This window comes from Nocardioides nitrophenolicus (assembly GCF_016907515.1).
Classification (GTDB): domain Bacteria; phylum Actinomycetota; class Actinomycetes; order Propionibacteriales; family Nocardioidaceae; genus Nocardioides; species Nocardioides nitrophenolicus.
Genome location: NZ_JAFBBY010000001.1, coordinates 1 through 13,862 on the forward strand (window position 1 = coordinate 1; position 13,862 = coordinate 13,862).

At 72.5% G+C, this 13,862-nt stretch carries 13 protein-coding genes; 7 read left to right on the forward strand and 6 right to left on the reverse strand.

The features are described from left to right. The coding region (locus JOD66_RS00005) for an MBL fold metallo-hydrolase (RefSeq protein ID WP_239545007.1) at positions 1 to 626 on the forward strand (626 nt) is incomplete at its 5' end. A 5-nt stretch (positions 627 to 631) separates the two neighbouring features. On the opposite strand, the gene JOD66_RS00010 is transcribed toward JOD66_RS00005, so the two are convergent. After that, on the reverse strand, positions 632 to 2,068 hold the full coding sequence (locus tag JOD66_RS00010; RefSeq protein WP_204834928.1) for a 13E12 repeat family protein: 1,437 nt from the start codon (positions 2,066 to 2,068) through the stop codon (positions 632 to 634). 117 nt (positions 2,069 to 2,185) lie between these two features. Between JOD66_RS00010 and JOD66_RS00015 the strand changes: the two genes are divergently transcribed. Further along, on the forward strand, positions 2,186 to 2,695 hold the full coding sequence (locus tag JOD66_RS00015; RefSeq protein WP_204834929.1) for an NUDIX hydrolase: 510 nt from the start codon (positions 2,186 to 2,188) through the stop codon (positions 2,693 to 2,695). Here JOD66_RS00015 and JOD66_RS00020 read toward each other — a convergent pair. Further along, on the reverse strand, positions 2,679 to 3,284 hold the full coding sequence (locus JOD66_RS00020; RefSeq protein ID WP_204834930.1) for a DNA-3-methyladenine glycosylase I: 606 nt from the start codon (positions 3,282 to 3,284) through the stop codon (positions 2,679 to 2,681). The genes JOD66_RS00015 and JOD66_RS00020 overlap by 17 nt on opposite strands. A gap of 45 nt (positions 3,285 to 3,329) precedes the next feature. Between JOD66_RS00020 and JOD66_RS00025 the strand changes: the two genes are divergently transcribed. Together JOD66_RS00025 and JOD66_RS00030 are read left to right on the forward strand one after the other, a co-directional pair. After that, positions 3,330 to 5,270: a GMC family oxidoreductase gene (locus tag JOD66_RS00025; protein ID WP_204834931.1), complete on the forward strand. Its 1,941-nt coding sequence runs from the start codon at positions 3,330 to 3,332 to the stop codon at positions 5,268 to 5,270. A gap of 76 nt (positions 5,271 to 5,346) precedes the next feature. Further along, positions 5,347 to 5,736 carry a hypothetical protein gene (locus JOD66_RS00030; RefSeq protein ID WP_204834932.1) on the forward strand — a complete coding sequence of 130 codons (390 nt, stop codon included), beginning with the start codon at positions 5,347 to 5,349 and terminating at the stop codon, positions 5,734 to 5,736. 70 nt (positions 5,737 to 5,806) lie between these two features. Here the strand turns inward: JOD66_RS00030 and JOD66_RS00035 are convergent, their stop codons facing one another. From JOD66_RS00035 to JOD66_RS00045, 3 genes are read right to left on the reverse strand one after another with little or no spacing between them, the layout of a single operon-like run. Continuing rightward, positions 5,807 to 6,904 (reverse strand): ferredoxin--NADP reductase, encoded by a 1,098-nt coding sequence (locus JOD66_RS00035; RefSeq protein ID WP_204834933.1) that lies wholly within the window; start codon positions 6,902 to 6,904, stop codon positions 5,807 to 5,809. Between the two features lie 27 nt (positions 6,905 to 6,931). Beyond that, complete coding sequence (locus tag JOD66_RS00040; RefSeq protein ID WP_204834934.1) at positions 6,932 to 7,234, reverse strand: hypothetical protein; 303 nt, start codon at positions 7,232 to 7,234, stop codon at positions 6,932 to 6,934. Continuing rightward, positions 7,234 to 8,397 carry a 3-ketosteroid-9-alpha-monooxygenase, oxygenase component gene (locus tag JOD66_RS00045; protein ID WP_204834935.1) on the reverse strand — a complete coding sequence of 388 codons (1,164 nt, stop codon included), beginning with the start codon at positions 8,395 to 8,397 and terminating at the stop codon, positions 7,234 to 7,236. The genes JOD66_RS00040 and JOD66_RS00045 overlap by 1 nt, the downstream gene beginning before the upstream one ends. A 37-nt stretch (positions 8,398 to 8,434) precedes the next feature. Here JOD66_RS00045 and JOD66_RS00050 point away from each other — a divergent pair, with 37 nt between their 5' ends. The 3 genes from JOD66_RS00050 to JOD66_RS00060 are packed head-to-tail and all read left to right on the forward strand — an operon-like array spanning position 8,435 to position 12,176. Then, positions 8,435 to 9,625, forward strand: a complete 1,191-nt coding sequence (locus JOD66_RS00050; protein ID WP_204834936.1) for an acyl-CoA dehydrogenase family protein — start codon at positions 8,435 to 8,437, stop codon at positions 9,623 to 9,625. A 17-nt stretch (positions 9,626 to 9,642) separates the two neighbouring features. Then, positions 9,643 to 10,656, forward strand: coding sequence for an acyl-CoA dehydrogenase family protein (locus tag JOD66_RS00055; RefSeq protein ID WP_204834937.1), 1,014 nt, complete (start codon positions 9,643 to 9,645; stop codon positions 10,654 to 10,656). Next, positions 10,653 to 12,176 carry an AMP-binding protein gene (locus JOD66_RS00060; protein WP_204834938.1) on the forward strand — a complete coding sequence of 508 codons (1,524 nt, stop codon included), beginning with the start codon at positions 10,653 to 10,655 and terminating at the stop codon, positions 12,174 to 12,176. The genes JOD66_RS00055 and JOD66_RS00060 overlap by 4 nt, the downstream gene beginning before the upstream one ends. An 11-nt stretch (positions 12,177 to 12,187) precedes the next feature. On the opposite strand, the gene JOD66_RS00065 is transcribed toward JOD66_RS00060, so the two are convergent. Further along, positions 12,188 to 13,687 (reverse strand): LVIVD repeat-containing protein, encoded by a 1,500-nt coding sequence (locus tag JOD66_RS00065; protein WP_204834939.1) that lies wholly within the window; start codon positions 13,685 to 13,687, stop codon positions 12,188 to 12,190. Between the last annotated feature and the right edge of the window lie 175 nt (positions 13,688 to 13,862).

Here is a 13,862-nt window from a genome sequence, read left to right on the forward strand (position 1 = left end):
GCGAGCTGACCGGACTGACCATCACCAAGGTCGCCGTCGACGAGAAGATGTCGAACAACTGCTACCTGCTGCGGTGCACCGACACCGGCGAGCAGGTCCTCATCGACGCCGCCGCCGAGCCCGAGGTGCTGCTGCCGCTCATCGGGGCCGCCGGGCTGGCCGCCGTCGTCACCACGCACCAGCACTGGGACCACCACCGCGCGCTCGCCGACGTCGTACGGGAGACGGGGGCGACGGTGGTCGCCGGTGAGCCCGACGCCGACGCCATCACCGAGCAGACCGGCGTCCCGGTCGAGCGCCGGGTCACCGACGGCGACACCGTGGCGGTCGGCTCCCGCGAGCTCGACGTGATCCGGATCACCGGCCACACCCCCGGCTCGATCTGCCTGCTCTACCGCGACCCCGACGGGCACCCGCACCTGTTCACCGGCGACTCGCTGTTCCCCGGCGGCGTCGGCGGGACGTTCGGCGACGCCGACGCGTTCGCGTCGCTCATCGGGGACGTCGAGACGAAGCTGTTCGGCACGCTGCCCGACGACACGTGGTTCTACCCGGGGCACGGCAACGACTCGCGGCTCGGCGTCGAGCGGCCGCACGTGGCGGAGTGGCGCGAGCGGGGCTGGTGACGCGGTCAGGCCGCCAGGTCACCCATGAGAACGAGTGACCGCCCGGCGAGCAGGTGGTACTCGGCCTGGGTGACGGGTCGGGTGCCACCGCCGGTGACGAGGCGGTAGAGACCGTGGGGCGTACCCCAGACCCAACGGTCGGGTCCGAGCTGCAGGACGGTGTAGCCCGGGACGTGGGTCTTGGCCCGGTGGTGGTGTCGCGCGAGCGGGGTGTCGTTGTGGTCGCCGGTCTGCCCGGGCGGGCCGTGGGTGTCGTAGGGCGTGGTGTGGTCGTGGTCAGGTGACCGGCCGCGCTTGGTGAAGAGACCGGTGGCGTGGGGGAACATGTCGCCGACGGTGCGCAGCTCGGTGCGCCGCTTGACGTCGGTGGGGTGCTCGTAGCCGCTGACGGACCTGCCGGCGTGGAGGTCGATGACCGGGGTCACGCTGACGGTGGCGTGGCGGCGCGTGTGGTGGTTGAGGAGCTCGCGGACCTGGGTGAGGAGTCGCGGGCCGAGGCCCTCGACCCGGGCGACGGGGCCGAACGCATCGGCGTCGGTCAGCGCCACGTGGACGACCAGCTCGGCGGCCGGGGCCGCGACGGCATCAGATGGTCCATCGTCCTCGCCGTCGCCGGCGGCGGGGCCGCTGAGGAAGGTAAGCACGGCGGCGGGGTCGGCGAGCATCGCGAAGGCCTCGGCCCGCCAGTGGTCCATCGACAGCGGCACCTGGCCGTCCGCGGGCGGTGGGGCGTGCTCGGCCAGCGCGGTGGCGAGGTTCGCGACCATCCGGGCGTGCTCGAGGGCGTCGGCCTCGTCGAGGCGGGCGAACACGGTCCCGATCCCTGCCTGGCTGCCTCCGGCGGTGTCGTCATCGATCTGGGAACCGGGGCGGGGCTGGGGGTACCAGACACCCCGGAGGCGGCGGTTCTTCTCGATCCGATCGTGGTGGGCGATGGGATCGGCCTCGATGATCTTCGCCTCGGCGATGGCCAGGATCCGCGACGGGGCCTGGTCGAGAGCCGCAGCGAGCGCGGTGTCGACGAGGCGGACCTGGGCGCGGTCGAGCCTGCGCGACATCCGCGCGACCTTGCGCACCACCCACACCTCGCAGCGTCCCGCCCGCACGCCGGCCCATACGGCCGGGAGGCGGTGGCGCAGGTCGAAGGCGTCGGCGAGCGCGTTGCGGGTCGCCAGGACGCCTTCGTGGCGGGCGATCGCGATCTCCAGCAGCGCGAGGTCCTGGACCCCCGGGGTGCCGTCGCCGCCGAGGTCGACCAGCCGCGGCCCGCCGAACCTGACCGGGACCGCGTCGGGCTCGGCCTGCGGGTCCCCGGAGTGCAGGTCGGCCCAGGCCAGTAACAGCTCGAGCTGCCGCACCTCGGCCGCACGCCGCTCACGGACACCGTCCTCAGCCGCCAGGAGCAGCCGCTCCGGCGTGGCGTCCGACAGGTCCGAGAACATGCCTCATCCTATTCGCACACCTGTTCGAATTACCAGTGCGAACAGTCGTCGTTCTGCGCACAGTCGTCCCCCGCGGCGGGGCTCGACCCATGCCCGGCCCTGAGCAAGGATGGGGCCATGGCTGACACCCCCGAGGAGCAGGTCGCCCTCTACGGCGCCGACGGCCGCCCGACGGGCGAGTCGGCGCCGCGCTCGGTGATGAGGGCCCGCAACCTGCGGCACGCGGCGACCCTGATCGTGGTCCGCAACAGCGCGGGCGAGGTCTACGTCCACCGGCGCACCGACACCAAGGACGTCTTCCCCGGGCGCTACGACTTCGCGGCCGGCGGCGTGCTCCAGGCCGGCGAGGACCCGTACGACGCCGCCGTGCGCGAGGCGGCCGAGGAGCTCGGGGTGACCGGGGTCGAGCTGGAGCCGATCGGCGAGGACGACTACGCCGACGCGCACACGTCCTACCACGCCTTCGCCTACACCTGCGTGTACGACGGCCCGATCGCCTGGCAGCCCGAGGAGGTCGCCTGGGGTGCGTGGGTGAGTCCGGAGCGGCTCCGGGAGATGCTGGCGACGCTGGACTTCGTGCCGGACACGGTGGCGGTGCTGGGCGAGCGGCTCACGCCGGGGGCGTGAACCCGGCCCTGGCGGCGGCGACCTCGTCGCGGGTGACGCAGCCGGCGACGTGGTCGTTGACCAGTCCCATCGCCTGCATGAACGCGAACGCGGTGGTGGGCCCGACGAACCTCCAGCCGCGCTTCTTGAGGTCCTTCGACATCGCGACGGCCGCGGGCGAGGTGGTGAGCGTCTGCGGGTCACCGAGCTCGGAGAGAGGCGGCTCGAAGCCCCAGAAGTAGGCCGCGAGGGAGCCCCGCTCCTCGACCAGGTCGAGCGCGCGCCCGGCGTTGTTGATGGTGGCCTCGATCTTGCCGCGGTGGCGGACGATCCCCGCGTCGGCGAGCAGCCGGGCCACGTCGCGCTCGTCGAAGCCGGCGACGACCCGGAAGTCGAAGCCGGCGAAGGCGGCCCGGAAGGCGGGGCGCTTGACCAGGATGGTGCGCCAGCTCAGCCCGGACTGGAAGCCCTCGAGGCAGACCTTCTCGAACAGGCGCTGGTCGTCGGCGACGGGGAAGCCCCACTCGGTGTCGTGGTAGGGCAGCTCGTCGGGCGACAGGGACCACGGACAGCGGGGCCGGCCGTCGGGTCCGGGCAGGGCGACAGTCATGGCGAGACCCTCCCATGGGCCACCGACACGCCCTACAGTCCCGTCATGGCGTTCACCGCGCGGCAGGTCAGGGCCATGGGCCTCATCGCCGACACCTTCGCCCCCGGAGGCGACGGCGTCCCGGCCCCGACCGAGGTCGGCGCCCACGAGCTGGCGCTGCGGATCGCGGCGGCCAACCCACGCCCGGGCGAGGTTCGGCAGCTGCGGGCGCTTCTCGACGCGTGGAACAGCCGGGCGCTGGGCGTGACGCTCACCGGGCGGCCGCGGCGGTTCTCCGAGCTGGACCAGGCGGCGCGCGAACGCGTGCTGCTGTCGCTCTCCGACAGCCGGGTCGGCGCGAAGCGGATGCTCTTCCAGGGCCTGAAGACCGCGAGCCTGCTCCCCTACTACATGAGCGGGGGCCAGGCGCTGTGGGACGAGCTGGGCTACCCGGGCCCGCTCGGCCTCCGCCCCGACCCGCCGACGCCGGTGGTCCGGCCGCTGCCGATCACCCACGACACCGCGCTTAGCTGCGACGTCGTCGTCGTGGGATCCGGCGCCGGCGGTGGTACGGCGGCCGGGGTGCTGGCCGCGGCCGGGCTCGACGTCGTCGTGCTCGAGGCCGGCGGGATGCACGACGAGAGGCACTTCGACGGCAGTGAGGAGACCGGCTTCCTCCAGCTCTACGCGCTCAGCCCGCAGTCGACGGCGGAGGGCCAGGTGGCGCTGCTCGCCGGACGGGGGCTGGGCGGGGGCACCGTCGTCAACTACTCGACCTCGTTCCGCACCCCCGACCGGGTGCGCGAGGAGTGGGCGGGTCACGGCGTACCCCAGTTCGCCACCGAGGAGTACGCCGCCTCGATGGACGCCGTCTGCGCCCGGCTCGGCGTCAACACCGACCACGACAAGGCGGCGCCGCGCGACGCGATCCTGGAGCGGGGTGCTCGCGCGCTCGGCTGGGAGGTCGCGGCGATGCCGCGCAATGTGCTCGGCTGCGACCAGGACGTCGAGTGCGGGCGGTGCGGGATGGGCTGCCGGCTCGGAGCCAAGCAGTCGACGGCGAAGACCTGGCTCGAGGACGCGGCCCGCGCCGGCGCCCGGATCTGCACCGGCGTCACGGTCCGCACCGTCACCACCAGCTTCGGCCGCGCCACCGGAGTCGAGGGCGTCACCGCCGACGGGCACCGGGTCCAGGTGCGGGCCCGCGCGGTCGTCGTGGCCGCGGGCGCGATCCAGACCCCGGCGCTGCTCCAGCGCAGCGGGCTGACCAACCCCAACATCGGCCGCCACCTCCGCCTCCACCCGGCCACGGCCGTCTGGGGCCGGATGGAGGAGCCCGTCGACGGCTGGGTCGGCGCCATGCAGAGCCGCTACGTCGACGCGCTGACCGACCTCGACGGCGACGGCTACGGCGTGCTCTTCGAGACCGCTCCGCTGACGCCCGCGTTCGGCACCGGCTTCGTCAACTGGCGCGGCGCCGGCGACTTCCGGCGGCGCATGAACGAGCTGCGGCACACCCTCGGCGTCGCGGTCATCGTCCGCGACCGCGACCCGGGCGGCACCGTACGGGTCGACCGACACGGGGAGCCGATCGTGCGCTACCGGCTCTCCCCGCGCGACACCGACCACCTGGTCCAGGGCCTGGTCGGTGGCGCCCGGATCGCCGAGGCGGCCGGCGCCCGGTGGATCGCGTCGACCCACCACCGCACGGTCAGCTACGAGCCCGGCGTTCGCGGCTCCGCCGCCACGTTCGAGCGAGACCTGCGCGCCGCGGGCGCCGCTCCGGCCACCCTGGCCCTGGCCGCGCTCCACATCATGGGCTCGGCGCGGATGGGCGGCTCCCGGGAGACCTCGGCGGTCGACCCCGACGGCCGGACCTGGGAGGTCGAGGGGCTGTACGTCGCCGACGGCTCCTGCTTCCCGACGGCCTCCGGTGTCAACCCGATGATCTCGATCGAGTCGATCGCCCACATGAGCGCCACCCGGCTGGCCGCACGCCTTTCCTGAGACGGATGTAACACCGCACCCGGCTGACGACATGTACCGGGTGACGAACGATTCGACCCACGAAGGAGCGTCACCCATGACTCTCGCCCGTACCGCCGCCGCCGCGGCTGTGCTCGCTCTCGGCTTCTCCGTCGCGCCGCTCACCGGCGCCGTCGCCGCGCCGCCCACCGACGCCCCGTGCGCGAAGCAGCAGGCCCAGCTCGACAAGGCGCAGGCCAAGCTCGAGTCGCTGACCGCGAAGCTCGCCGCCAAGAAGGAGGCGATCGCCGCGGCCAAGGCCGAGGTGAAGGCGTCCGACACGGCGCAGGAGAAGCGCAACGCCAAGGCCGCGGTCGCCACGGCCAAGGAGAAGAAGCAGCACGTGCAGAAGGCGAAGAAGTTCCAGCAGCAGCGCGTCGAGCACGCCCAGAAGCGCCTCGACAAGTGCCTGGCCGCCCAGCCGGCGGCTCCGGCCCCGGCCGCCTGACACCGGCAGCCGCCCAGACCGACGGCCGCCGGCTGCATCCTAGGGGGGTGCAGCCGGTGGCCGTTGTCGTCTAGGAGTAGCTGACCTTGACCGTGTCGGTCAAGGGCACCGACTGGCAGCCGAGGCGGATGCCGTCCTCGAGGTCGTCCTTGTCGAGCACGTCGTTGTAGAGCATCTTGACGTCGCCCTCGACCAGCCGGATCGCGCACGCCGAGCACTCCCCCTCGCGGCAGGAGTAAGGCGCCTTGACGCCCTTGCTCTCGAGGAAGTCGAGGAGCTTGGTGCGCGGGTCCCAGTCGTCGAAGGTGTACTCCTCGCCGTCGAGCTCGACCTCGACCTTGACCGGCCCGGCCGGGGCGTCGGCGAACACGTCGGCGCCGGGGCCGTCGTCGTCGGACTCGGCCAGCGCGATCTCGGCCTCGACCTCCTGCAGCTCGGCGAGGTCGCCGAACGGGTTCCCGCCCAGCGAGACGAACTTCTCCTGGTGGCGCAGGCTGCGCGGCACCTCGAGCTCCTTGAGCACCGTGGTGACCATCTTCATGAACGGCGCCGGGCCGCACACGAACGAGTCGTAGCCGCCGTACGACGCCGCGAACGCCTTCAGCTGCGCCTCGGTCGGCAGCCCCTGGACCGACTCGAGCCAGTGGACGACCTGGAGCCGGTCGGGGTGCTCGGCCGCGAGCCGGCTCAGCTCGGCGGCGAAGATCACCGACTGCTCGTCGCGGTTGGCGTAGAAGACGACGATCCGGCCCGTGCCGTGGGCCAGCGCGGTGCGGGTGATCGACATGATCGGCGTCACCCCGGAGCCGCCCGCGAACAGCAGCAGGTCGGCGTCGAGCGAGGCCGGCGTGAAGATCCCGGACGGCGGCAGCACGCGCAGCGTGTCGCCGACGGCGAGGTTGTCGCAGATCCAGTTCGACGCGTAGCCGTCGGCGGTGCGCTTCACGGTGACCGTGAGCGGACCGCCGTCGTGCGGGCTGCTGGACAGTGAGTAGCACCGCGCCGCGATGCCGGTCTGGGTGCTCGGCACCGCCACGGTCAGGAACTGGCCGGGCTTGTAGTCGAACCTGTCCTCCATGCCCGCGGGCACGGCGAAGCTGATCGACTTGGCGTCGGCGGTCTCCTCGACCACGGCGACGACGTCCAGCACGAAGGACTCGATGTCCACGGAACTCCCTACGAGAAAAAGATGGGCTCAGTAGCCGTCGTACGCGCCGACCGGGACGTCACCGGCCCGAACGGCGTCGTCGATGCTAGCCATCAGCCGCGTGCAGGGCTTGTGCACATCCCGTCCCCCGGGATGCTGGTCTCGTCGCACGAACTCTTGACAAGCGGCCCTGGCCTCTGCGCTCCATTGCACGGAGGTCTGGTGGTCGCTGTTCTTCTTGACCCGGACCCGGGCCAGGCAGTCCAGGCAGGCCACGTCGACGAGCCGGTCCTCGGTGTAGCGCCGGAGGTCCTCGAGGGTCTCGTCGCTGGTCGGGACGAAGGAGGCCATCAGGCGTCCGCGGTCGCGCCGGCCCCGGCCTCGGCGGCCGCCCGCTTGGCGAGGTTGTCGGCGACCTCGGCGTGCCAGTACTCGTTGGCCTTGGTGGTGTCGACCTCGAACTCGAAGCGGTCGGTCATCTCGGGCTTGATGTCGGCGACGTCGACGTAGAACTGCTCGTACCAGCGACGCAGCTGGTAGACCGGCCCGTCCTCCTCGCACAGCAGCGGGTTCTGGACTGCGACCTTGTTCTCCCAGATCGCGACGTCCTGGAGGAAGCCGTCGCCGAAGGACTCGGTGTAGCGCTCGGCGATGTAGGCGCAGGTCTTCTCGTCGAGGCCCTCGGGCTTGCGCACGCTGATGCCGTACTGGAGCGTGAACGACTCAGGTCCGGTCGGGATGTGGCAGTTGATCAGGATGACCTCGGTGACGAAGCCCTTGTAGTCGACCTCGAGCCAGTTGATCATGTACGACGGCCCGTAGTAGGTCGCGACCGACTTGAGCGTGGAGTTCTCGTCGCCGTACCCGCCGCCCATCGTGTCGGGGCGCCCCTTCGACTCCATGAACTGGGTCGCGGTGTGCCCGTCGAAGATGTTGCGGAAGCTGGTCGGGAACGCGAAGTGCACGTAGTAGAAGTGCGCCATGTCGGCGACGTTGTCGATCAGCTCGCGGCAGTGGGAGCCGTTGATCTCCTTGGTGTGCCACGACCAGGGCGTGTACTTGTCCGTCATCACGTCGGGCAGCTCCGGCGGGAGCAGGTCGTGGTCGGCGGCCGAGCCCTCGGGGTCGTGCCAGATGAGCAGCTGGCCGTTGCGCACGACGGTCTCGTAGCGCTGGGTCCGCGCCCGCAGCGGCACGCGTCGCGCGTACGGGATCTCCTTGCACTTGCCGTCGCCGCCCCAGCGCCAGTCGTGGAACGGACAGGCGATGTTGTCGCCCTTGACCTCACCCTGGGTCAGGTCGCCGCCCATGTGGCGGCAGTAGCCGTCGAGCACGTTGAGCTCGCCGTCGCCCCCCTGCCAGACCACGAGCTTGGTCCCGAAGCCGTGGATGGCGTGCGGCTTGCCGTCGGCGAAGTCCTCGGCCAGCCCGAGGCAGTGCCAGCCCCGCGCGAAGCGGATCGGCGTGCTGCCCTGGTCGAGGCTCCGCACATTCGAGGTGAGGGTGTCGCTCATGTAGAACACGTTACAGTTTTGCGGTTAGGGTGACAACATGCACATCGACCTGGAACCGCAGCAGGTAGCCCTGCGCGACGAGCTCCGCGAGTACTTCGCCCAGCTCGTCACCCCCGAGATCCGCGCCGGCCTGGCGTCGGCCACCGGCGAGTTCGGCGAGGCGGGCGTCTACAAGGACGTCATCCGCCAGATCGGCAAGGACGGCTGGCTCGGGATCGGCTGGCCCAAGGAGTACGGCGGCCAGGCCCGCTCCATGGTCGAACAGCTGATCTTCACCGACGTGGCCGCCATCGCGGGCGTGCCGATCCCCTACCTGACGCTCAACACGGTCGGGCCGACGATCATGCGCTTCGGCAGCGAGGAGCAGAAGGAGTACTTCCTCCCGAAGATCCTCGCCGGCGAGCTGCACTTCTCGATCGGCTACTCCGAGCCGGGCTCCGGCACCGACCTCGCCTCGCTGCAGACCAAGGCGACGCTCGAGGGCGACGAGTGGGTGATCAACGGGCAGAAGATGTGGACCTCGCTCATCCAGTACGCCGACTGGCTGTGGATGGCGTGCCGCACCGAGCCCGACGCCCCGCGCCACAAGGGCCTGTCGATGATCCTGGTCCCGGCCGACGCGCCGGGCGTGTCGTACACGCCGGTGCACACCGTCGCCGGCGTCGGCACGTCGGCGACCTACTACTCCGACGTCCGGGTGCCCGCGTCGAACCTGGTCAGCGAGCGCGGCGGCGGCTGGGCGCTGATGACCAACCAGCTCAACCACGAGCGGGTCGCGCTCACCTCGGCCGCTCCCCTGCAGCACTCGCTGACGCTGGTCAAGGACTGGGCCCGCGAGACGCGCAACCCCGACGGCGGCCGCGTCATCGACACCGAGTGGGTGCAGATCGCGCTCGGTCGCGCGCACGCCCGGATCGAGGCGCTCACGCTCATCAACTGGAAGCTCGCCGCCGACGCGGACCACGGCGTACCGCTCTCGCCGGCGGAGGCGTCGGCGACCAAGATCTACGGCTCCGAGCTGGCGACCGAGGTCTACCGCTCGCTGATGGAGGTCGTGGGGCCGCACGCCGGCATCACCGGCGACTCCCCCGGCGCCGTCCTCGCCGGCCGCCTGGAGCGCTTCCACCGCTCCTCGCTGGTGATGACCTTCGGCGGCGGCACCAACGAGATCCAGCGCGACATCATCGGGTACGTCGGCCTCGGCCTGCCCGCCGCCAAGCGAGCCTGAGGGCAGAGGACACGACCATGGACTTTCTCTTCACCCCCGAGCAGGACGAGGCCGCGGAGCTCGCCGCCCAGATCCTGAAGGACAAGACCACCAACGCGCGCCTCAAGGCGGTCGAGGCCGGCGGCGACCGGTTCGACCGCGAGCTGTGGGCGACCCTGGGCGACGCCTTCGACTGGACCGAGCTCGACCTGGTCACCCTCGCCCGGGTGCTGGTCGAGGTGGGCCGCCACGTCGCACCCCTCCCCCTGGCGACGCACAGCGCCTGCACGACGCTGCTGACCGGCGCCGGCCTCCCGGCCGACCGCGGGCTCTACGCGGCCGCGGTCGCCGAGGAGCGCGCGCACCTGCCGGCCACGCCGACGGTCGCGGCCGACGCCGACGGCGCGCTCGACGGCGTCAAGACCCTGGTCCGCGCGGGCCTGGCCGCCGACGCCCTCCTGGTCACCGCGACCGGTCCGGACGGCCCCGGCGTCTACCTCGTCGAGGCGGACGCGGCCGGCGTCGAGCGGGCGGGGCAGCGAACGAGCGACGGTGACACGGCCGCGCTGGTGACCCTCTCCGGCGCACCCGGACAGCGCGTGGGCGGCGCCGACCTCGCCGAGCGCCTCGGCCAGCTCCTGGTCGCGCTCGCCGCGGCCGAGCAGCTCGGCGTGACCGAGGGCGCGCTGCGGCTGACCTCGGAGTACGCCAAGACCCGCGAGCAGTTCGGCCGCCCGATCGGCACCTTCCAGGCGGTCTCGCAGCGCCTCGCCGACGGCTTCATCGACGTCCTGGGCCAGCGGCTGACGCTGTGGCAGGCGATCTGGCGCCTCGACCAGGGCCTACCGGCGGCGACCGAGGTCGCGACCGCCAAGCTCTGGGCCGCCGACGCGGGCCACCGGATCGCCCACACCACCGTGCACGTCCACGGCGGCGTCGGGATCGACCTCGACGGCGAGGCGCACCGCTACTTCACCAGCGGCAAGCGCTTCGAGTTCCTCTTCGGGGGCGCGACCGAGCAGGCGCTGGCGATCGGCCGCAGCTTCGCATGACGGTCCGCGACCTGCTTCTCGCCCGCGCGGACGACGACCGACCGGCGCTGCGCTGGCGGGAGGCAGGCGCGGTCCGCGAGCTGGCGTGGCGGCAGTACGTCGCCGCGGCGGCCCGGCTGGCCGTCCGGATCGAGCAGCGGCTCACGCCGGACGCGCCGCCCCATGTCGGCGTACTGCTGCCCAACGGGCCGGCGTTCGCGATCCACCTCGCGGCCGCGGGCCTGGGTGGCCACGTGCTCGTCGGCCTGAACGCGACCCGCCGCGGCGCCGCACTGGACGCCGACGTCGCGAAGGCGGACTGCCAGCTGGTCGTCGCCTCACCGGGTCTGGCCCTCACCGCACTCGCCGACGCCCGGGACGCCGACTCCGGCGCCGTCTCGCCGCCCGACGCGGCGCCCACCCCGGACTCGCTGTTCATGCTGATCTTCACCAGCGGCACGAGCGGCGCGCCCAAGGCGGTGCGGGTCACCCACGCGAAGGTCACCGGCCCGGGCACCCACCTCGTCGGCCGACTGGGGCTGACCGCCGACGACGTGCACTACGTCGCGATGCCGATGTTCCACTCGAACGCGGTGATGGCGGGCTGGGCGCCCGCGCTGACCACCGGGGCGACCGTCGCCGTCGCGCCCTTCTCGGCCCGGGGCTTCCTGCCCGACGTCCGCGACTTCGGGGCGACCTACGCCAACTACGTCGGCAAGCCGCTCACCTACGTCCTCGCCACGCCCGAGCAGCCCGACGACGCGGACAACCCGCTGCGGCTGGTGTTCGGGAACGAGGCCAATGACGCCGACATCGCCGCCTTCGCGACCCGCTTCGGCTGCGTGGTGGTCGACTCCTACTCCTCCACCGAGAACGCCGTCATCGTCCAGCGCCGGCCGGACATGCCCGCGGGCAGCCTCGGGATGCCGCTGCCGGGCGTCGAGGTCCGCTCGCCCGAGACGGGAGCGCCCACGCCCGACGCCGTGTTCGACGCCGCCGGGCGGCTGACCAACGCCGAGGAGGCGATCGGCGAGCTGGTGAACACGACCGGAGCCGGAGCCTTCGCCGGCTACTACAAGGACGCGGCCGCCGAGGCGGAGCGGATGCGCGGCGGGATGTACTGGTCCGGCGACCTCGCCTATCGCGACGCCGACGGCTGGGTCTACTTCGCCGGCCGCTCCGGCGACTGGCTGCGCGTCGACGGCGAGAACCTCGCCACCGCCCCCATCGAGCGGGTGCTGCTGCGACACCCGTCGATCGGCGAGGCGGCGGTTTACGCCGTCCCCGACCCCAAGGTGGGCGACCAGGTCGCCTGCGCCCTGCTGCTGCGCGGCCCGCTGACCCCGGCCGCGCTCGAGGACTTCCTCGCCGCCCAGGAGGACCTGTCCCCCAAGGCCTGGCCCCGCTTCGTGCGGATCGTGGCCGCGCTGCCGCGCACCGCCACCAACAAGGTGGTCAAGCGCGAGCTGGCCGCCGCCGGCGTCGACCCGGACGACGCGGCGGTGTGGGTGCGCGCGGAGCGCGGGACGTCGTACGCCTGAGCGGACCCGGCTCAGGGCAGCAGCGCCGCGGCCGGTCCGCGCAGGCCGACCGCGAAGAAGCCCTCGTCGAGGTCGGTGTACCAGACCTGCCGGCGCTCGACGTCCCAGGCGGGCTGCGAGAGCGCGGCGCCGCCGTTGGGGCCGGGCTGGTTGAAGTAGCCCACCTCGCGCGGTCGGGTCAGGTCGGTGAGGTCGAAGAGCCGCAGCCCGGAGCCGATCATCGAGCAGGCGGCGATCCGCGGCTGGTCGCGGGTCGGCAGCGAGCAGTAGTGACCGGTGTAGCTGCGCACGATCATCCGGGCGCCCGGGTCGCCCATCACCTCGCCGCGCAGCAGCGGGTCGTGGACCTCCAGGCGCACGTTCGAGACGACCGACGGCGCGCGCGGGTCGGTGACGTCGACGATCCGGGCGGCGCCGACCGGGCTCTTGGCGGAGTTGATCCGGGAGAAGTCGCCGAACAGGTCGCTGAACTCGTCGACCTCCAGGACGTACTGCCTCCCGTCGCGGGTGAACGGCTCGGCCACCTGCGGGATCGAGGACTCCTCCCAGGTCAGCCGGGAGAGGGTGCGGATCGCCGGCTTCGGGAGCCGGTCCTGGACGTCGGAGACGTCGAGGATGTCGAGTCCGGCGCCCTCGAGCAGGCCACCGGTGAGGATGCTGGGGCTGCCGATGTTGGCGACGTACATGGTGCGGCCGTCGTCGGACAGGCGCAGCCCGTGGTAGACCACGCCGGTCTTGGTGTGCAGCACCCGCGGGTGGCGCGGGTCGGCCAGGTCGACGGCGGTCAGCGTGAAGCCGGCCGCGCCCGCGGTCCAGAAGGTGCGACCGTCGGGCGAGAAGCCGCTCTCGTGGCCCATCACGCCGGACAGCGTGGTCGACATCAGCCGCGGCCGGCGGCAGTCCTGGCTGATGTCGTAGACGTCGAGCACGCCGGGCGCCGTGCCCAGGGTGCCCAGCACCGCGGCGAGCAGGCCGCGCTCGCCGTTGACGAGCAGCGACTCGTGCGGCTGCAGCATCGCCGGGGTGACCAGGTTGGCCGTCTTCACGGGCCGCGCCGGGTCGGTCATGTCGAGCACCACGACGCCGAGCCCCGCGCCGCCGGTCAGCAGGCCGGGCAGGTTGAGGCCGACCATCATCGCCGAGTCGTAGTAGGCGCAGGTCCGGCCGGTCGCGTCGGTGTAGCGCTGCACCTTGTAGCCACCCGAGCCGAGCTGCGAGGTCTTGCCGTGGTGCCCGACCTCCGTCGTGTTGCAGCGGTAGCCCTGGAGCGCGCGACCCGAGGCGTAGTCGGCCGCCGGCACCCGGCCCTGCTGCGCGGTCTCCGGCAGGTCGCCGTCGGCGCAGCTCGCCCGCGGCACGCCGGCCAGCGACAGGTCGGCCTGGGACGACCCGGCCGTCGCCAGCGCCCCCGCCAGCACCACTGCGGCCGCCAGCGCGGCCAGCACCAGTCGTCGTACGCCCCGGTTCCGGGCGCGCTCTGTCGTCTGCTCGTGCACCATGCCGACCCCCATGTCGTCTCTGGTACGACGGCCCTCCGGCCGCCGGTCGGAGCCACCCTCGCATGCCTCTGCTGGTGGCGTCGACCATCAGGGCACACCACTAGCCTGCGGTGATGGACCACGACTCCTTCGTCACCGCCGCCCGGACCGCCTTCGACCTCGCCGACGTGTCGGCGTTCTGAGGACC